Source organism: Microbacterium sp. B19(2022) (assembly GCF_012030385.1).
Classification (GTDB): domain Bacteria; phylum Actinomycetota; class Actinomycetes; order Actinomycetales; family Microbacteriaceae; genus Microbacterium; species Microbacterium oxydans_B.
Window position 1 is genome coordinate 1 of sequence record NZ_JAAUVO010000016.1, and the last position, 18,296, is coordinate 18,296.

The 18,296-nt window shown below is 69.1% G+C and carries 15 protein-coding genes; 11 read left to right on the forward strand and 4 right to left on the reverse strand.

Features of this window, described 5'->3' with window-relative positions; all coding sequences use genetic code 11:
* Positions 1-163: 163 nt before the first annotated feature.
* From HCX50_RS14395 to HCX50_RS14425, 7 genes are all read left to right on the forward strand, one after another.
* Positions 164-4,723: an Ig-like domain-containing protein gene (locus HCX50_RS14395; protein ID WP_167634832.1), complete on the forward strand. Its 4,560-nt coding sequence runs from the start codon at positions 164-166 to the stop codon at positions 4,721-4,723.
* Between the two features lie 86 nt (positions 4,724-4,809).
* Complete coding sequence (locus tag HCX50_RS14400) at positions 4,810-5,988, forward strand: histidine kinase (RefSeq protein WP_167634833.1); 1,179 nt, start codon at positions 4,810-4,812, stop codon at positions 5,986-5,988.
* Positions 5,985-6,620, forward strand: a complete 636-nt coding sequence (locus HCX50_RS14405) for a response regulator (protein WP_091035319.1) — start codon at positions 5,985-5,987, stop codon at positions 6,618-6,620. The genes HCX50_RS14400 and HCX50_RS14405 overlap by 4 nt, the downstream gene beginning before the upstream one ends.
* 108 nt (positions 6,621-6,728) lie before the next feature.
* On the forward strand, positions 6,729-7,490 hold the full coding sequence (locus HCX50_RS14410; RefSeq protein ID WP_167634834.1) for an ABC transporter ATP-binding protein: 762 nt from the start codon (positions 6,729-6,731) through the stop codon (positions 7,488-7,490).
* Positions 7,487-8,947, forward strand: a complete 1,461-nt coding sequence (locus tag HCX50_RS14415; RefSeq protein ID WP_091035312.1) for an ABC transporter permease — start codon at positions 7,487-7,489, stop codon at positions 8,945-8,947. Before HCX50_RS14410 ends, HCX50_RS14415 begins: the two co-directional genes overlap by 4 nt.
* A gap of 18 nt (positions 8,948-8,965) precedes the next feature.
* Positions 8,966-9,625: a 2-phosphosulfolactate phosphatase gene (locus tag HCX50_RS14420; RefSeq protein ID WP_091035310.1), complete on the forward strand. Its 660-nt coding sequence runs from the start codon at positions 8,966-8,968 to the stop codon at positions 9,623-9,625.
* Between the two features lie 59 nt (positions 9,626-9,684).
* Positions 9,685-10,107, forward strand: a complete 423-nt coding sequence (locus tag HCX50_RS14425; RefSeq protein WP_091035308.1) for a DUF3054 domain-containing protein — start codon at positions 9,685-9,687, stop codon at positions 10,105-10,107.
* Between the two features lie 7 nt (positions 10,108-10,114).
* Here the strand turns inward: HCX50_RS14425 and HCX50_RS14430 are convergent, their stop codons facing one another.
* The 4 genes from HCX50_RS14430 to HCX50_RS14445 form a co-directional block, all read right to left on the reverse strand.
* The gene (locus HCX50_RS14430) at positions 10,115-10,603 is read right to left on the reverse strand and encodes a SprT-like domain-containing protein (protein ID WP_091035305.1); all 489 of its coding nucleotides are present in this window, start codon (positions 10,601-10,603) and stop codon (positions 10,115-10,117) included.
* 47 nt (positions 10,604-10,650) lie between these two features.
* The gene (locus tag HCX50_RS14435) at positions 10,651-11,178 is read right to left on the reverse strand and encodes a hypothetical protein (protein WP_029261824.1); all 528 of its coding nucleotides are present in this window, start codon (positions 11,176-11,178) and stop codon (positions 10,651-10,653) included.
* 142 nt (positions 11,179-11,320) lie between these two features.
* On the reverse strand, positions 11,321-12,181 hold the full coding sequence (locus HCX50_RS14440) for a spermidine synthase (RefSeq protein WP_091035302.1): 861 nt from the start codon (positions 12,179-12,181) through the stop codon (positions 11,321-11,323).
* A 29-nt stretch (positions 12,182-12,210) separates the two neighbouring features.
* Complete coding sequence (locus HCX50_RS14445; RefSeq protein ID WP_091035299.1) at positions 12,211-13,470, reverse strand: LCP family protein; 1,260 nt, start codon at positions 13,468-13,470, stop codon at positions 12,211-12,213.
* A gap of 206 nt (positions 13,471-13,676) precedes the next feature.
* Here HCX50_RS14445 and HCX50_RS14450 point away from each other — a divergent pair, with 206 nt between their 5' ends.
* Genes HCX50_RS14450 through HCX50_RS14465 form a run of 4 tightly spaced genes read left to right on the forward strand, consistent with a single transcriptional unit; the run spans position 13,677 to position 18,288 of the window.
* On the forward strand, positions 13,677-14,963 hold the full coding sequence (locus HCX50_RS14450) for a sugar ABC transporter substrate-binding protein (RefSeq protein WP_091035297.1): 1,287 nt from the start codon (positions 13,677-13,679) through the stop codon (positions 14,961-14,963).
* 15 nt (positions 14,964-14,978) lie between these two features.
* Entirely contained in the window at positions 14,979-15,953 is a 975-nt protein-coding gene (locus HCX50_RS14455) for a carbohydrate ABC transporter permease (RefSeq protein ID WP_091035294.1), read from the forward strand.
* Entirely contained in the window at positions 15,950-16,783 is an 834-nt protein-coding gene (locus tag HCX50_RS14460; protein WP_029261829.1) for a carbohydrate ABC transporter permease, read from the forward strand. Before HCX50_RS14455 ends, HCX50_RS14460 begins: the two co-directional genes overlap by 4 nt.
* Positions 16,780-18,288, forward strand: a complete 1,509-nt coding sequence (locus HCX50_RS14465) for a glycoside hydrolase family 3 protein (RefSeq protein ID WP_167634835.1) — start codon at positions 16,780-16,782, stop codon at positions 18,286-18,288. The genes HCX50_RS14460 and HCX50_RS14465 overlap by 4 nt, the downstream gene beginning before the upstream one ends.
* Positions 18,289-18,296 lie beyond the last annotated feature (8 nt).

Below are 18,296 nucleotides of genomic sequence, written 5' to 3' on the forward strand. Positions count from 1 at the left end.
CTACGGGGGCGGTGGCGGTCGGTGTCTGGCTCTGCTGGGTATCGGCGACGGCGGAGGCGGCGGCGGGTCAGGCTTTGCGGCTCCTGGTGTGGTCGGCGCGGCGCTGACACTGGGTGGAGGAGCATCCGGCGGCGGAGCTGCAGCGAGCGGCGGAAATGGGACCGTGCGACTCCAGTGGGGTGCCGCAGCTGTGGTGACCGGTCCCGCCGATGGAGCGACGGTTCCGATTCGACCGGCATTCTCCGGCACGGGAACACCGGGCGACGTGGTCGAGATGCGCGACGATTCGGGCGCGGTGCTCTGCACAGCGACGGTGACCGCGGCGGGGACGTGGAGCTGCACGTCGACGTCGGATCTCGCCGTGGGCGCCAACGTCGTGCAGCCGTACACCGTGGTCAACGGCCAGGCGTTCGCCGGCAATGCGATCACCGTGAATGTCCCCTCGCCGTCGACGCCGGTGATCACGGGACCCGCGAACGGTGACGTGGTAGCGGATTCCACGCCGACCCTCACGGGCACCGGAGACGATGGCGACACGATCACGGTGCGCGATGGCGGTGGCGCCGTGCTCTGCACGACGACCGTGGTGGACGGCGCATGGTCGTGCACGCCCACGATGGCGCTTCCCGAAGGTGCAGCCACGGCGACGCCGACGGCGACGAACATCGACGGCACGAGCACGACCGGTGCGCCCGTCGCGTTCACGGTGGATACGGTGGCCCCTTCGGCGCCGGTGATCACTGGTCCAGCGGATGGTGCGGTGCTCACGGATGCCACGCCGACATTCACCGGCACGGGTGATGACGGCGACACGATCACCGTGACGGATGACGACGGCACCGTGCTCTGCACCGCCACTGTGGTCGACGGTGCCTGGTCGTGCACCCCGACCGATCCGTTGCCGGAGGGCGGGAGCACGATCACGCCGACTGCGACGGATGCGGCGGGGAACTCCACCCCGGGGGAACCGATCGAGGTGACGGTGGACACGGTCGCCCCGTCGGCGCCGGACATCACGGGCCCGGCGGATGGCGATGTGGTGGACACGGCGACGCCGACGTTCACCGGAACCGGTGATGACGGTGACACGATCACCGTGACGGACGGTGACGGCACCGTGCTCTGCACCGCGACTGTGGTCGATGGGGAGTGGTCCTGCACCCCGACCGATCCGCTGCCGGAAGGCACGAACACGGTCACCCCGACCGCGACCGACCCTGCGGGGAACTCGACGGCGGGTGCTCCGATCGACGTGACGGTGGATACGGTGGCGCCGTCCGCGCCGGTGATCACTGGCCCCGCCGATGGCGATGTGGTGACGGACGCGACGCCGACATTCACCGGCACTGGAGATGACGGCGACACGATCACCGTCACCGATGGTGACGGAAACGTGCTGTGCACGACGACCGTGGCGGCTGGCGCCTGGTCCTGCACGCCCACGGATCCGCTGCCGGAGGGCACCAGCACGATTACGCCGACCGCGACGGACCCGGCCGGAAACTCGACGGCGGGTACCCCGATCGATCTGACCGTGGACACGGTCGCCCCGTCGGCCCCGGTGATCACGGGTCCCGAGGATGGCGATGTCGTGGCGGATGCGACGCCGACGTTCACCGGTACTGGGGATGATGGCGACACGATCACCGTGACCGACGGTGATGGAACCGTGCTGTGCACGACGACGGTGGTCGACGGTGCGTGGTCGTGCACGCCGACTGATCCGTTGCCGGAGGGGACGAACACGGTCACGCCGACGGCGACGGACCCGGCCGGCAACGCTACCGCGGGCGACCCGATCGAGTTCACGGTCGACACGGTGGCTCCGTCGGCTCCAGCGATCACCGGCCCGGCTGATGGTGCGGTGGTGACGGATGCGACTCCGACGTTCACCGGAACGGGTGATGACGGCGACACGATCACGGTGACGGACGGTGACGGCACCGTGCTCTGCACGACGACCGTGGTCGACGGCGCCTGGTCCTGCACGCCGACCGATCCCTTGCCGGAAGGCGTGAACACGATCACGCCAACAGCGACCGACCCGGCAGGGAACACGACGGACGGTACTCCGATCGAGCTGACCGTGGACACGGAAGCTCCGTCTGCCCCGGTGATCACCGGGCCGGCGGAGGGTGATGTGGTGGATACGGCGACGCCCACCTTCACGGGTACGGGTGATGACGGTGACACGATCACCGTGACCGATGACGACGGCACGGTGCTGTGCACGACGACCGTGGTCGACGGCGAATGGTCGTGCACTCCGACCGATCCGCTGCCGGAGGGGACGAACACGATCACGCCGACCGCGACGGATCCGGCCGGGAACACGACGGAGGGCGATCCTGTCGAGTTCACCGTCGACACCGTTGCGTCTGCGGCCCCGGTGATCACCGGTCCGACTGACGGTGCTGTGGTGACGGACGCGACGCCGACCTTCACCGGTACCGGTGACGATGGCGACACGATCACCGTGACCGATGGTGACGGCACCGTGCTCTGCACCACGACCGTGGTCGACGGCGAATGGTCGTGCACGCCGACCGATCCGTTGCCGGAGGGGACGAACACGATCACGCCGACGGCGACGGACCCGGCGGGGAACACGACGGCGGGCGACCCGATCGACCTGACGGTCGACACGGTGGCCCCGTCCGCTCCGGTCATCACTGGCCCGGCGGATGGTGCCGTGGTGACGGATGCGACGCCGACTTTCTCGGGCACCGGTGATGATGGCGACACGATCACGGTGACCGATGGTGACGGCACTGTGCTGTGCACGGCGACCGTCGTCGATGGCGTTTGGTCGTGCACTCCGACCGATCCGCTGCCGGAAGGCGTGAACACGATCACGCCCACCGCGACGGACCCGGCCGGGAACACGACGGAGGGCGATCCGATCGACGTGACGGTGGACACGGTAGCCCCCACCGCACCCGTGATCACGGGGCCGGCGGATGGTGACGTGGTGGACACGGCGACGCCGACGTTCACGGGTACCGGTGATGACGGGGACACGATCACTCTGACCGACGATGACGGTACCGTGCTCTGCACGACGACCGTCGTCGACGGCGAATGGTCGTGCACGCCCACGGATCCGCTGCCGGAGGGGACGAACACGATCACGCCGACGGCGACCGATCCCGCGGGCAACCCCACAACGGGTGACCCGATCGACGTGACGGTGGACACGGTGGCCCCCTCCGCTCCGGTGATCACCGGCCCGGCTGACGGCGCTGTGGTGACGGACGCGACTCCCGCCTTCACGGGCACCGGCGATGACGGCGACACGATCACTCTGACCGACGATGACGGCACGGTGCTGTGCACGGCGACCGTGGCCGATGGCGTTTGGTCGTGCACGCCGACCGATCCGCTGCCGGAGGGCGCGAACACGATCACGCCCACGGCGACAGACCCGGCGGGTAACTCCACGGCGGGCGATCCCATCGATCTCACGGTCGACACGGAGGCCCCGTCGGCGCCGGCGATCACCGGGCCGGCTGATGGTGCTGTCGTGACGGATGCGACGCCCACGTTCACCGGAACCGGTGACGACGGTGACACGATCACGGTGACCGATGGTGACGGGGCCGTGCTGTGCACGGCCACCGTGGTCGATGGCGCGTGGTCCTGCACGCCGACCGACCCGCTGCCGGAAGGTGCGAGCACTGTCACGCCGACGGCGACTGACCCCGCAGGTAACTCCACGGCGGGCGATCCGATCGATCTCACGGTGGACACCGTGGCCCCCTCCGCTCCGGTCATCACCGGTCCGGCTGATGGTGCTGTGGTGACGGATGCGACGCCGACGTTCACCGGAACCGGTGACGATGGCGACACGATCACCGTGACCGATGGTGACGGCACTGTGCTGTGCACGACGACCGCCGTCGATGGCGCCTGGTCCTGCACCCCGACCGATCCGTTGCCGGAGGGCGCGAACACGATCACGCCGACGGCGACGGACCCGGCGGGGAACACGACGGCGGGCGACCCGATCGACGTGACCGTGGACGCGGTCGCCCCCACGGCCCCGGTGATCACAGGCCCGGCGGATGGCGCTGCAGTGACGGATGCCACGCCCACCTTCACGGGTACCGGTGATGACGGCGACACCATCACTCTGACCGACGATGACGGCACCGTGCTCTGCACGACCACCGTCGTCGACGGCGCGTGGTCCTGCACCCCGACCGATCCGTTGCCGGAGGGGACGAACACGATCACGCCGACCGCGACCGACCCCGCCGGGAACACGACCGCGGGCGATCCCATCGACGTGGTCGTCGACACGGTGCCGCCCGCTCCGGTCCTGAACCCGGTCTGTGTCCAGAACGCGGATCTCACGATCACCTGCTCGGGCACCGGCGAGCCGGGGACGACCGTGGTCGTCACTGCGCCGGACGGCACGGAACTGTGCCGCACCGCTGTGGTCATGCCGGAGTGGAGCTGCACGTCGTCCGGTCCTGCCGACCCGCAGGAGGTCACCATCACGGTCATCGATGCGGCAGGCAACGTCTCGACGCCCACGATCGCTCCCGTGACGCCGTACGTCCCGCAGCCGTCCGGCGGGGGCGGCGGCACGCTGGGAACCACCGGTGCCGACAGCTCTGCGGCTATCGCCCTGGGAGCCCTTCTGCTCTTGATGGGCGGGGCGGCGCTCCTGCGCTCGAGGCGATGGGCGCCCGTGGAATCCGATTCCTCGACCGCTTGACGGGAGATCCTCGCCCGCGTACGACACCGCACGGATACATCCACGGACGGATGTGTCCGTGCGGTGAGCTCGCGTAGCGTGGGGGAGTGATCCGGCCACTCTCCCGCACGGCGCTCGCGCTCGACATCGTCGGGGCGACGCTGCTCTTCCTCGTCCTGATGCCGACGTCCCTCGTGTTCTACGGGCCGGGCACCGGGAACACGGCGATCGGAGGCATATCGGTCGTGGCAGTGGTCTTCGCTGCCGTACTGATGTTCGGCGGCGTGGCGATCGGCCGCCTCGCGCCGGGCTGGGCGCTGGCCGCCGCGTGGGCAGGTGCGATCCTGCAGATGATCGCCGGGTTCGGCCCGCTGCCGATCGACTTCGCCATCCTGCTCATCCTCTACGCCACGGCGGCATGGGGCACGAGGCGGGTGCTCTGGTGGGGGTTCGCCTCCGCGCTGTTCGGCGGCATCGTCGCGGCGGTGTACATGGTCATCGTGAACGGCGTCGCCTTCGGGACGGGTGACGGCTGGGAGAAGGTCACGACCGGCACGCTCCTCCTCATCGTCTCCGTCATGGCGCTCGGGTTCGCGTGGGTCTGCGGCCTGCTGTGGCGGGTCGTGCTGCGCGCGCGCAGCACCCGAGCCGCTCAGCTGCAGGCCGAGTCGCTCGCCGTCGAGGAGCAGGAGCGCGTGCGCATCGCCCGCGACATGCACGACATCGTGGCGCACTCCCTGGCCGTCGTCATCGCGCAGGCTGACGGCGCACGATACGCGGCTGCGGCGAAACCAGAGATGGCGACCGAGGCGCTCGGAACGATCGCGCAGACAGCGCGCGGCGCGTTGAGCGACGTGCGCATGCTGCTGACCCAGCTCCGGCACCGGCAGGGCGACGGCCCGCAGCCCACGCTCGCTGACCTCGAAGCCCTGTTCGCGCAGGTGCGGCAGGCAGGGATCGAGCCGCGGGTCACCGTCGACCCGATGCCTCCGGGGGAGCCGCCGGGGGCGATCCAGCTCGCCGTCTACCGCATCCTTCAGGAGGCGCTGACGAATGCGATCCGCCACGGCGACGGCGCCGTCGACGTGCACTTGGCCTGGTTTGCCGATCGGGTCGACATCGACGTGCGGAACACGGTGCAGCGGGAGACGATGGTCGCACCCGGTGGGCACGGGGTCATCGGCATGCGCGAGCGGGCACAGCTCGTCGGCGGTAGTCTGCAAGCCGAGCTCCGAGGGGCTCAGTTCGTCGTCCACGCCTCGCTTCCGATCGGAGCATCCGAATGATCAGAGTCGTGCTCGTCGACGACCAGGCGCTTTTCCGCGCCGGCATCCGCATGCTCGTCGCCTCACAACCCGACCTGGAAGTCGTCGGGGAAGCCGGCAACGGACAGGAAGCGCTCGAAGTCGTCCGTGCCACGCGGCCCGACGTGGTGCTGATGGACATCCGGATGCCGGTCATGGACGGTCTCACGGCGACCGCCGAGATCCTCACCCGGCCGGAGCCGCCCCGCATCGTGATGCTCACGACGTTCGACCTCGATGAGGCTGCCGCTCGGGCGATCCGGCAGGGCGCCAGTGGCTTCCTCCTCAAGGACGCCGATCCGGAGTTCCTGCTCGCCGCGATCCGTACCGTGCATTCCGGGTCGAGCGTGATCGCGGCCTCGGCGACGCGCGATCTGTTCGCCCACTTCGCCGAGGCGCCGAAGCCCGTCCCGCCGCAGTACACGACGCTCACCGACCGGGAGAAGGAGATCTTCGCGCTCGCTGCCCGGGGGCTGTCGAACGCCGAGATCGCCGGCCGGGAGTTCCTGAGCGAGGCGACCGTGAAGACGCACATCAGTCGCATCCTCACCAAGCTCGCGCTGCGCGACCGTGTGCAGCTGGTGGTCTTCGCCTTCGAGCACGGCCTCGCCTGACCGTCCAGGCGACCAGCGAATGGTCGAGTGCGGATCATCCCTCCGATGTATGCGGATGCTCCGGGCGGGCGATGACCGGCGCGGGGCTGCGGAAATAGCGTCGAAGGTATGGAGATCACGACCACCGACCTGGGGCTCGCCGCCCGCGTCCAGCACCTGAAGAAGACCTACGGCTCGGGCGAAGGCACCGTCCGTGCGCTCGATGACGTCAGCGTCGGCATCCGCCGCGGACAGTTCACCGCGATCATGGGCCCCTCGGGCTCGGGCAAGTCCACCCTGATGCACATCATGGCGGGGCTCGACAGCCCGACGGAGGGGCGCGCGTGGATCGGCGACACCGAGATCACCGGTCTCGGCGACATCGACCTGACGATCCTGCGCCGCCGCCGGGTCGGCTTCATCTTCCAGGCCTTCAACCTGGTGCCGACGCTCGACGCGCTCGGGAACATCATGCTCCCGTTCGAGCTCGACGGCCGCCGGCCGAGCGCGATCGAGCGGGCGCGCATCGACGGACTGATCGAGACGCTCGGACTCGGCTCGCGCCTCAACCACCGTCCGCATCAGCTGTCCGGCGGGCAGCAGCAGCGTGTCGCCATCGCCCGCGCCCTGGCGACCGCCCCCGACCTCGTGTTCGCGGATGAGCCCACCGGCAACCTCGATTCCAAGACCGGGCGCGAGGTGCTGCGCCTGCTCGCCACCGCGAGCCGCGAGCATGGGCAGTCCATCGCGATGGTGACCCACGACGCGATCGCGGCGAGCCATGCCGACCGCGTGCTCTACCTCGGTGACGGCAAGATCGTCGCCGACCACCCGCGTCAGACCGCGGAGGAGATCTCGGCGTACATGCTCGCCGCGGAGGTGGCGGCATGACCGCCGTCGCCGCGGTCATCCCCGACACGCGGGCGACCGGTCCTCGACTGGCGTGGCTCCGAGACCGGGGCATGGGCGCCAGCATCCTCGTCGCCGCGCTGTCGGCCGCGTTCGGTGTGCTCCTCGTCGAGATCACGGCTTACATCGGGGCGGTCCTACAGGCCGACCCCTTCATCGGCGACAGTGAGACGCTCGCGTTCGTGGTCGCTCTGCTGTCGGTGCTGCTCACCGTGGTCGCCATGTACGTGGCCGCGATCGTCACGGCGAACACCTTCTCGACGATCATCGCCGGACGCACGCGCCAGATCGCGCTCATGCGTCTGATCGGGGCGACCGCACGTTCGCAGCGGGCTCAGGTCGGCAGGCAGGGTCTCGTCGTCGGCCTGCTCGGCGCCGCGATCGGTCTGCTCGTCGGACTCGTGCTGGCGGTGATCGGCGTGCAGATCGGGGCGCAGTTGATCGACAACGCCCCGGCATCCTTCTCGCTCGCGCAGCCGTTCGTCGCGCTGCCCGCGATCGGTGTCGCACTCACGACCTGGGCGGCGGCGTGGGCCGGCTCTCGGCGAGTACTCTCGGTGACCCCGCTGCAGGCACTGGGCGGATCGGTCGAGCGGACCCACGACGAGGTGTCGGGCAAACCCGGCCGGCACGTGGGCGCGTGGATCCTGCTGATCGCCGGAGCCGTGCTACTCGCCGCCGGGGTGGTCGTCGGGCTCCTGACTCCGCTCGGCGTCGTCATCGCCTTCTTCGGGGGTGTGCTGTCCTTCACGGGGCTCGCTCTCGGATCCGTGCTGTTCATGCCGCCGGTGCTTCGCCTGGTGGGGCGGATGTTCGGCTCGAGCGCGACTGCCCGCCTCGCGGCCGAAAACGCGCTGCGCTATCCGGAACGGTCGTCCCGCATGGCCATCGGCGTGGTGATGGGGGTGACTCTGGTGACGATGTTCGCCGTCGCGCTCGAGTCCGCCAAGCGTCTGATGATGAGCCAGGTCACCGGGGAGGTGCCGGAGGAGTTCTTCGCGCCGATGGACGCGTTCGCCGCGGTCATGATGGTGCTGGTCGCCGTCTCCGCCGTCATCGCGGCCGTCGGCCTCGTGAACCTGCTCACGATCGGTGTGGTGCAGCGTCGCCGTGAGCTCGGTCTGCTGCGGTCGATCGGACTGTCGAACCGGCAGGTGCGGCGGATGGTGCTGCTCGAGGCCACGCACATCACGGTGGCCGCGACGCTGACGGGCCTCGTGCTGGGCATCGTGTACGGGTGGATCGCGGCGCAGTCGCTGCTGGGCTCCGTTCCGACCCTGCCGGAGTTCACTCCTGCCGGGCTCGTGGCCCCGCAGGTCCCGTGGATACCCATCGTCATCATCGTCGTCGCCACAGCGGTGCTCACGCTGGTCGCGGCTGCCACGCCCACGCGCCTGGCCACTCGGGTGGCTCCGGTCGAGGCGCTCGCTGCGGATTGACGGCTCTAGGCTGGTCGGATGCCGTCGCCGTTCGATCAGTCCACGTACCAGGTTCGTCTCGACTGGGGCACCGCGGGTCTCGCCCGTCTCGCACCCGCCGACATCGTCGTGGTCGTGGATGTCCTGCGATTCTCGTCCACCGTGATCGATGCCGCAGTCGGCGACACCGAGGTGGTTCTGGCGGAGGCCGAGGGATGGTCGCGGAACGGCGCAGCGGTCGCCGCCGCGGCATCCCCGGATGCGATCGTCCTCGTCGGCGGCATCCGCAACGCCACTGCTGTCGCCCGCGCAGTGCAGACCGTGCAGGAGCGTCGGCAGGCGCGCACGTCGGTCGCGGTCATCGCGGCGGGAGAGGCCGATGCCGCCGGTGTGCCGCGGTTCGCGGTCGAGGATCAGCTCGGCGCGGGCGCCATCGTCCTGGCGCTCTCGGATCGGGGCATCGATCACACCTCGCCGGATGCGGCGGTCGCCGCCGAGGGATTCCGTGCTCTCCGCGGCGCGCTGCGGCACATGATCGGCGCAAGCGGGTCGGGACGTGAGCTCGCCGAAGGTGTGGCGTCCACCGCTCGTATCGAAGCATCCGGCCTGACGCCGACATCGACGACGGATGCCGCCGTGCTCGACGCCGTCGACGTGGTTCCCGTCTTGCGCGAGGGGTTGTTCACGAGGTTCGAGTGATCTCCGTCCGACGCCGCGCGGGAGACGATGGTTCGGCCATCGCCACGTAGGGTCGTGGCATGAGGTACCTCCCCGCCGTCATCGTCGACATCGTGCTCGTGCTCGTCTTCGCCGCGATCGGTCGTGCCTCGCACGATGAGAATCCGGCGGGGTTCCTGCTCACCGCCTGGCCGTTCCTGATCGCTCTGGCGATCGGCCATGTTCTCGCGGCTCTGCTCCCCGCCAGGCCCCGTCGGCCGTGGTCGGTGCTGTGGGGCACGGTGGTCTGGGTCGTGACGGTCGCCGGGGGCATGCTCATCCGCGTGCTCAGCGGCGACACCGCCGAGGTGCCGTTCATCATCGTGGCCACGATCGTGCTCGGTGTGTTCCTGGTCGGCTGGCGGGCGATCACCGCACTGTTGCGTCGACGCCGCGCTGCCGCGGAGGCGCAGGCAGATTCCGTCCCGCTCGAGGACGAGTACCCCGACGACCTGCCGCGCTGAGCAGCGGTCAGCGGGGCATCTGAGCGGCGAGACGCACGTCGGACGGGATCTCGCGACGGGTCCACGCGAACACATGCCTGGCATCGAACGTGCGTGAGCAGCGGGCGCAGGAGGTGGCCCTCGTCGGCCGCCGATGCCGGTAGGTCACGTGCCCGGATGGGCACTGTCCCACCCACGGTGCGAGTTCGACAGCGGTCTCGCCGTGATGGGTCGTGCCGCCGACGTAGCCGAGTTCCCGCGCGACGCGTTTCCATGCCGGGCCGTGTGCGGCTGCATGTCCGGCGAGCGCGTGCGCGACCTCATGCAGCAGCACCTGGTGGATGTCGTCGTCTTCGAAGCGGGCGGCGAGGTAGCGCGAGACCGTGATGCGCTTCTTCGTGTAATCGCACTGTCCGGCCCGGCGCTTGGCATGGTCGAACCCGAAGGTCCAGCTGTCATCGAGATGCAGCGTGATCAGTGCTTCGCCCCAGACGCGCACACGGTCGAGTTCCGCCATGCGCCCAGATTATGCCCTGCGACCGACATCGTCGTCGCAGCACGGGTTCAGCCCGCGACGAGTTGCGACGGACGGCGACGCTCAGCGGCCTCGATCGCCAGCAGAACGGTCTCCAGTTCCCGGTCCTCTGCGCCGGATTCCCGCCGGAGGAACAGCGACTGCTTGAAGCTCTCCCGCGCTGTCTCGTAGTCGCCGGCCTCGTAAGCGTTCTTGCCGTGGTGCTGATACGCGAATGCCGCGATCGACAGCCAGCGCTGGCCTTCGGCCTCGGTCGCGCAGGTGGCCAGCTCCTGTTCGGCGGCGGCGTGTGCACCCCGATACTGCAGGATCGTGGCGTGCAGCACTCGTGCGCGCAGAACATCCTTACGGGTGCCGGCCATGCGCGCCTGGCGCACGGTCTCGTCGGCCAGCACGAGTGCCTCGTCCAGACGGTCGAGCACCTTCAGCAACCACACGCGCTCGAGCAGAGCGGGCAGGCTGCGCTGCGACTCGATCTCGGCGAGACGCGTCGCGCACTCGTCGAGATCGACCTTTTCGCGGAGCGTCTCCTGGTCGTATCCCCGGATGAAACTCATTGCTCTCCTTCCGCAGCGTCCCCGTCCAGTCTGCCTTCCGGTCGAGCGCTCGTCGGGGCGGCGCGCCCTGGTCGGCGCATCCGAGCTGCGACATACCGCGGCGCGGTCGGCGTCGGGCCGCGCTCGATCGATCCCGTCGAGGTCAGCGCAGGAAGAGCGAGGCGTCGGGGCGAGGCGATGCGACCGCATCGGCATCCGTGACGACCCGTGCGCCTTGCAGGAAGGCCGCGGCCTCGGCCCCCTGCGCGATCTTCGCGGGATGCGGGCCGGCCGCCAGCATCCGCGGCAGCCACTCGGTCGGCAGCGGAGAAGCGGATGCCGCGATCACGAGGTTCCCGAAGCGCCGCCCCTTGAGCACCTGGGTATCGGCGAGGATGCCGATCTCGGGCAGCACTTCGGCGATCGTCGCGGCCTGGCGGCGGGCGAAGGCGAGGCCCGGGCCGTCCGCGACGTTCACGAGCAGCACACCTCCGGGCGCGAGCAGGCCGGAGAGCTCGCGGTAGAACTCCACGCTTGTGAGGTGGGCGGGCGTCTGCGCTCCGGAGTAGACATCCGAGACCACGAGGTCGCAGCTCGCCTGCAGGGCGCCCGGCAGCCGGCTCACCCCTTCCCGTGCGTCGCCGATGCGGATGCGGATGGCCGCGCCCTTCGGCAGCGGCAGATGCTCGCGGACCAGCTGGGCGAGCGGCGCTTCGAGTTCGATGACCTGCTGGCGGGAGCCGGGTCGTGTGGCGTCGATATAGCGCGGAATCGTGAGGGCGCCGGCGCCGAGGTGCACGGCCGTAAGCGGCCCGGGCGCCAGCTGATCGATCACCGCGCCCATGCGCACGATGTATTCGAAGTGCAGGTGCGTGGGGTCATCGAGGTCGACGTGCGACTGCGGGGTGTCGTCGACGATGAGCTCGAACCCGGTGGTGAACTCCGACGGCACGATACTGGCGATGCCGCCGTGGTCCAGGCGGACCTGCGGATGCTCGGCGTCGCGCGATCGGTTTCGGCCCATGGCCCGAGCCTACGCGGCGGGTGGGAAGGTCAGCGCAGCCGGCCGTTGGCGCAGGTCTCCTGCTCCACCGTCTGGCCGGAGATGGCCGGGTCGAGCGTCGCGCGCGGCGCCGGGGTCGCGGGCGCGTCCGTGGACGGAGGGGTGGCCGGTGTCTCACCTTCGGTGCCCGGAGCGGGCTCGACCAGCTCGACGCCCCCGTTGTTGCTGACGCCGCCAGTGAGCTGCACGGGCTGACCCGCTTTCAGCGCGTCCCAGATGGTGGCTGCCGCGTCATAGTTCGGGACGACCCGGTCGGAGTCGTCGGGGTCACCGAACACCGGGTACTGCAGGAAGACGAAGTCCGAGAAGGGCACGTCCTTGATCGAGAGCGCGAGCTGCGCGAGCCGGACGGGATTGGCCAGCTCGTCACTCGGGTCGATGTTGTCGACGACGGTATTGGCGAGTCCCAGCACCTTGCCCGGGTCGCTGAGCACCTCGTCGCTCATGATCTTCTTCACCAGGCGCGACATGTACTGCTGCTGGTTCGAGACGCGGGCCATGTCGCTCTCGTCGCCGACACCGTGCCGGGTGCGAATGAACTGGAGCGCCTCGTAGCCCGAGACGGTGCGCGGTCCCGGCTCCCAGTCGAGAGCCGTGTGCCGGTCGCGGATGCCTTCTCCGCCGATGCACACCTCCACACCGCCGATCGCGTCGGTGACCTCCATCACTCCGTCGAAGGCGATCTTCGCGGCGAACGGGATCTCGATGCCCGTGAGCTGGGTGACCGTCTTCGCCACGCAGGAGAGGCCGGCGCGCTGGAAGATCGAGTTGATCTGCGTCTTGTTCGTGGCCGAGGCGACGGATCCGTCCGGGAGCGTGCACTCCGGGGTCTCGATCATCAGGTCGCGGGGGAGCGAGACGACCGTGACGTTGCGGGGCTCTGCCGAGACGTGCACGAGCAGATTCACGTCATTGAGGATGCCGCCGTCGGCCTCCGAGCAGCGCTCGCCGAGAAGTCCGGTCGAGACCTCGCCGCACTCATCGGTGCCGATGATGAGCATGCTGAACTCGCCGGGGAAGGCGCCGATCTGGGGAGGCTCCACCTCGGGGGCGTCTTCGAGGGTGACGGCACCGTCGCTGAAGCGATTGAAGTAGTCCGTCACGATGAACGCGGCGACGGCGATCGCGGAGACGAGGATGACGCCCAGCGTGATCCCGGCGATCTTCAGGAAGCCTTTGGCGGGCCCGGGAGTGGGAAGAGTCGCATGGCGCGCGACCGTGGAGCGGTCGGCTTCGTCGTGGCGGCGCATGCCCGCGAGCCTACCGGCGGACCCTGCGGGCGCCGCGCAGGCCGAGCCTGGGCAACACCTGGGAGAGACCGCGGTGATGGCGATGTTACGGCCGCGTGACGATTGTGAGAGGAACTTGCAGGTAATTAGTTAGTCGTGGATACTTTTTCCTAACCCCTGGCGAATACCTGATACTCGCCTGGACTTTTCAAAGAGGAGATCCCCGCATGCACAAGCGCATTCTTCCGGCCGTGGCGCTCGGCGCCGTGGCCACGCTCGCCCTCGCCGGCTGCGCCGGCGGCGGTGACACCGGCTCTACCGACGGCGAGGGCAAAGAGCTCACCGTCTGGATCATGAAGGGCACCAACCCTGACGCGACGGCCTTCTACGACGACGTCGCCGAAGCCTTCGAGAAGGAGACCGGCGCGACGGTCAAGATCGATGAGATCCAGTGGGCAGACGCTCACGACCGCTTCGTGACCTCCATCGCCGGTGGCACGACTCCTGACATCGCCGAGACCGGCACCACCTGGACCGCCGAGTTCGCCGACGCGGGCGCGCTCCTCCCGATCGACGAGTACGTCGACGGTGAGAAGGGTCTGCGCGACGACCTGGTCGAGGGCCTCGAGGTCGCCGGCACCTACGAAGACGAGCTGTACGGCATGCCCTGGTACGCCGGTGTCCGCTCGCTCATGTACCGCGCCGACGTGTTCGAGGAGCTCGGTCTCGAGGCTCCGAAGACGTGGGACGACATCGTCGCCGCGGGTGACGCCATCAAGGCCGCCAAGCCCGACATGCTGCCGTTCCCGGTTCCGGGCGACGCCGAGTTCCAGGTCTACCCCTGGGTCTGGGGCGCCGACGGCGAGATCGCCACGAAGGACGGCGACACCTGGACCAGCGAGCTCGACAGCGCCGAGTCGCAGGCCGGCATCGAGTTCTACACCGGCCTCGCCACCGAGCACGGCTTCTCTTCCGCAGGTGCCACCACCTGGAAGGAGACCGACCTCCGTGACGCGTTCACGCAGGGCAACGTCGCCATGATGCTCTCGGGCTCGTGGACGCCGAACTCGCTCATCGAGGCGAACCCCGACCTCGAGGGCAAGATCGGCGCCGCGGTCATCCCCGGCCAGGACGGCGGCATCGCCCCGTCGGTGCTCGGTGGATCGCACCTCTCGATCTTCAACACGACGAAGAACGCCGACCTCGCGTGGGAGTTCGTGAAGCTCGTCACGACCGGCGAGTTCGCCGAGCAGTGGTCGGACGAGACCGGCTACTTCCCGGGTGTGCAGTCCGCGATGGAAGAGGCCCTCGCCTCGACCGACCCGCTGGTCGCACCGTTCGCCGAGCAGATGGTCGACGGCGGAGCATCCGTCCCGGTCACCCCGAACTTCGGCGCCGTCCAGGCGAAGAAGACGACCAACTCCATGATCCAGGCCATCCTCAGCGGGCAGAAGGACGTCGCGACCGCGACGAAGGACGCTTCCGCCGAGATGACCGAACTGCTCAACCAGTAAGGAAGCATCCCTTCCATGTCGATGGTGCAAGCGCCACTGCCGGCCACGAAGGCGGAGTCCACCTCCGCCTCCGTGGCCGGCGGCCGGAAGCGACGCGGTCTCTCGATCGTCGCGGCCCGCCCCTGGCTTCTTCTCGCGCCCGGGCTGGTCATCCTCGCGGTGCTCATGCTCTGGCCTCTCATCCAGGTGTTCATCTTCTCGCTGCAGGACTACGGCCTGCGCGAGATCAACACCGGGGAGAACAACTGGATCGGTCTCGACAACTACGTCGAGGCGCTCACCAACCCGACTCTCTGGACGGTGGTGCTGCCCAACACGGTCGGCTTCGCCGCCGTGGCGGTCTTCGTCACCGTGGCCGTCGGCACGCTCGTGGCCCTGCTGCTCGCGCGGCTCGGCACCACGTGGCGCGTCATCGTCTCCAGCTGCATCATGGTCGCGTGGGCGATGCCCGCCGTGACCGGCACGTACGTCTGGACCTTCATCTTCGATGCCGACCGTGGCATCTTCAACCAGGTCCTCGCCGACCTCGGGCTCATGGACGACCCGATCAACTGGTTCACGAACCAGTGGTCCTTCTACGCCATCGTGCTCCTCAACGTCGTGCACCACGGCTTCCCGTTCGTGGCGATCACCGTGCTCGCCGGACTCCTCGGTGTCTCGAAGGAGATGCTCGAGGCGGCGGCTCTCGACGGCGCCGGTGCCTGGCGTCGTTTCTGGAAGATCATCTTCCCGACGCTCCGCCCGGTGTTCTCGGTCGTGATCATCCTCTCGACCATCTGGGACTTCAAGGTCTTCGCGCAGGTCTACCTGATGCCCGGCGGTGGCGGCGGAAACCGCCAGGTGCTGAACCTCGGCGTCTGGTCGTATGTGGAGTCCTTCGGCCAGAACCGCTACGGCTTCGGTGCGGCGCTCGCGGTGCTTCTCACGCTCGTGCTGATCGGCATCACCATCGTCTACATCCGCTCCCTCATGAAGGAGGACGAGCTGTGAACCCGCGCCCCCGGCTCCGCTCCCGGATCGGACTCGGCATCGCGGTCGCCGCGGTCCTGATCTTCACGCTGTTCCCTGTGTACTGGATGGTCTCCAGCGCGTTCGACGGCAAGGCCTCCAGCGGTGGGCAGTCGCTGATCCCGCAGGAGTTCACGTGGGACAACTTCGCGTTCGTCCTCACCGACGGCGGCTTCGGCACGTACCTGCGCAACTCGGCGATCGTGGCTCTCGTCACCGTCCTCGTCAGCGCCCTCGTGTGCCTGCTCGCTGCCGTCGCTGTCGCGCGGTTCAAGTTCAAGTTCCGCACGATGATCCTGATGATGATCCTCGTGGTGCAGATGGTGCCGCTCGAGGCGCTCGTCATCCCGCTGTTCCTCCAGGTCAAGAGTCTCGGCCTGCTCAACAGCATCCTCGGCCTCATGGTCGTCTACGTCGCCCTGTCGCTCGCGTTCGGCATCTGGATGCTGCGCGGCTTCGTCGCCGCCGTCCCGGTCGAGCTCGAGGAGGCCGCCTACATCGACGGTGCCAGCTGGTGGCGGATGTTCCGCTCGGTGCTGCTGCCGCTGGTCATGCCCGGCCTCGTCGCGACGAGCATCTTCAGCTTCATCACGGCGTGGAACGAGTTCATCTTCGCGATGACGATCCTCGGTGCCCAGACAGATCAGTACACGGTCTCGATCGGTCTCAAGTCGTTCTTCGGCCTGCACTCCAACGACTGGGGCAGCATCATGGCCGCGTCGACCATCATCACCGTCCCCGTCATGATCTTCTTCGTGCTGGTGCAGCGCAAGCTCGCCTCCGGCATGGTCGCGGGAGCCGTGAAGGGATGACCGACGAGCTCGAGCGCCTCGCGAACGGCGTGCTGTGGCCGGGATTCTTCGGCACCGAGGCACCGGAGTGGCTGCGCGCCGAACTGCGTGACGGACTGGCCGGGGTCGTGTACTTCGGTCAGAACGTGGGCGAAGGGCTCCCGGCGCTCAGCGCGGCGATCCTCGACGCGAACCCCGACGCCCTGATCGGCATCGACGAAGAGGGCGGCAGCGTCACCCGGCTCGAGTCGGCCACCGGCTCGACGGTTCCCGGAGCGGCCCAGCTGGGCCTCCTCGACGACCTGGTGGCGTCGGAGAAGACCGGGGCGGAGCTCGCCCGGCGCGTGCGCGCGGTCGGCGCCAACGTGGTGCTCGGCCCGGTCGCCGACGTCAACACCGACCCCCGTAACCCGGTCATCGGCGTGCGGGCATTCGGCGATGATGAGGCGCTCGTCTCGCGGCATGTGGTCGCCACGATCGACGGCATCCAGGATGCGGCGGTCGCCGCGTGCGTCAAGCACTTCCCGGGTCATGGCGACACCCACATGGACTCGCACCACTCCCTTCCGGAGATCACGCTCGACCTCGACGAGTTCGAACGCGTGCATCTGGAGCCGTTCCGCGCGGCCGTCGAGGCCGGCGTCGACGCGGTGATGACCGCGCACATCGTGGTCCCCGCGTGGGGTGAGCAGCCCGCGACCCTCAACCCCCGTGTGCTCGGCATGCTGCGGGACTGGGGGTACGACGGCGTCATCATCACGGACGCGCTCGACATGGCCGCCATCCGTGAGACGGTCGGGCTCGGCGGGGGAGCAGCCTTGGCGCTGGCCGCCGGCGCAGACCTGCTCTGCATCGGAAACCCGACCAACCCCGGCGACGCCGCGCTTCCCGATCAGGACGAGCGGGACTTCCGCGCGACCCGTGACGGGATCGTCGCGGCACTGCGCGACGGCTCGCTCTCGCGCGAGCGCGTGGAAGAGGCTGCCCGTCGGGTGGCCGCCCTCGCATCCAAGCTCCGCGCCGCCGCCGAGGACGACCACGAGACTGCCGACGACTTCGACGCCGCGGATATCGTGCGTCGCGTGCTGACGGTCACCGGTGGCACCCCCGCTGCCGCATCCGAGCTCGCCGTGATCGATGCCCGTCGCCGCTCGACACTCGCCGTCGACAGCGCGGGTTCGTACGTCGCGAACGCGCTCGCCGACGACGGCCTGCGGGTGCGCCTCGATGTCGCATCCACCCCGCTCGCCGAACAGGACCGCGTGCTGGAAGAGGTGAGCGCCGCTGCGGGCACGACGGTGCTGCTGATCGACCGACCCGACACGGATGCCGCGCAGCGGGCGCTCGTCGAACGGGCGGCGGTGCGCGATCCGGCAGCAGTCGTGGTCAATGTCGGTCTTCCGACGGCGAACCCGCTGCCGCTGCCGACCGTCGAGGTCGCCGCGGCCAGTAGGCTCGGTGCGCAGATGGCGCGCGATGCGCTTCTCGGGCGTTTCGCCGTGCAGCAGAGGACCAGCGCCGACTGAGGACAGGA

Bases quoted from the DNA above. Each gene is read 5' to 3' on its own strand.
- HCX50_RS14430 (WP_091035305.1), bottom strand. From the start codon at position 10,603: ATGGCGGAACTCGACCGTGTGCGCGTCTGGGGCGAAGCACTGATCACG.
- HCX50_RS14420 (WP_091035310.1), top strand. From the start codon at position 8,966: ATGCCGTCGCCGTTCGATCAGTCCACGTACCAGGTTCGTCTCGACTGG.
- HCX50_RS14435 (WP_029261824.1), bottom strand. From the start codon at position 11,178: ATGAGTTTCATCCGGGGATACGACCAGGAGACGCTCCGCGAAAAGGTC.
- HCX50_RS14450 (WP_091035297.1), top strand. From the start codon at position 13,677: ATGCACAAGCGCATTCTTCCGGCCGTGGCGCTCGGCGCCGTGGCCACG.
- HCX50_RS14440 (WP_091035302.1), bottom strand. From the start codon at position 12,181: ATGGGCCGAAACCGATCGCGCGACGCCGAGCATCCGCAGGTCCGCCTG.
- HCX50_RS14410 (WP_167634834.1), top strand. From the start codon at position 6,729: ATGGAGATCACGACCACCGACCTGGGGCTCGCCGCCCGCGTCCAGCAC.
- HCX50_RS14425 (WP_091035308.1), top strand. From the start codon at position 9,685: ATGAGGTACCTCCCCGCCGTCATCGTCGACATCGTGCTCGTGCTCGTC.
- HCX50_RS14405 (WP_091035319.1), top strand. From the start codon at position 5,985: ATGATCAGAGTCGTGCTCGTCGACGACCAGGCGCTTTTCCGCGCCGGC.
- HCX50_RS14465 (WP_167634835.1), top strand. From the start codon at position 16,780: ATGACCGACGAGCTCGAGCGCCTCGCGAACGGCGTGCTGTGGCCGGGA.
- HCX50_RS14445 (WP_091035299.1), bottom strand. From the start codon at position 13,470: ATGCGCCGCCACGACGAAGCCGACCGCTCCACGGTCGCGCGCCATGCG.
- HCX50_RS14455 (WP_091035294.1), top strand. From the start codon at position 14,979: ATGTCGATGGTGCAAGCGCCACTGCCGGCCACGAAGGCGGAGTCCACC.
- HCX50_RS14415 (WP_091035312.1), top strand. From the start codon at position 7,487: ATGACCGCCGTCGCCGCGGTCATCCCCGACACGCGGGCGACCGGTCCT.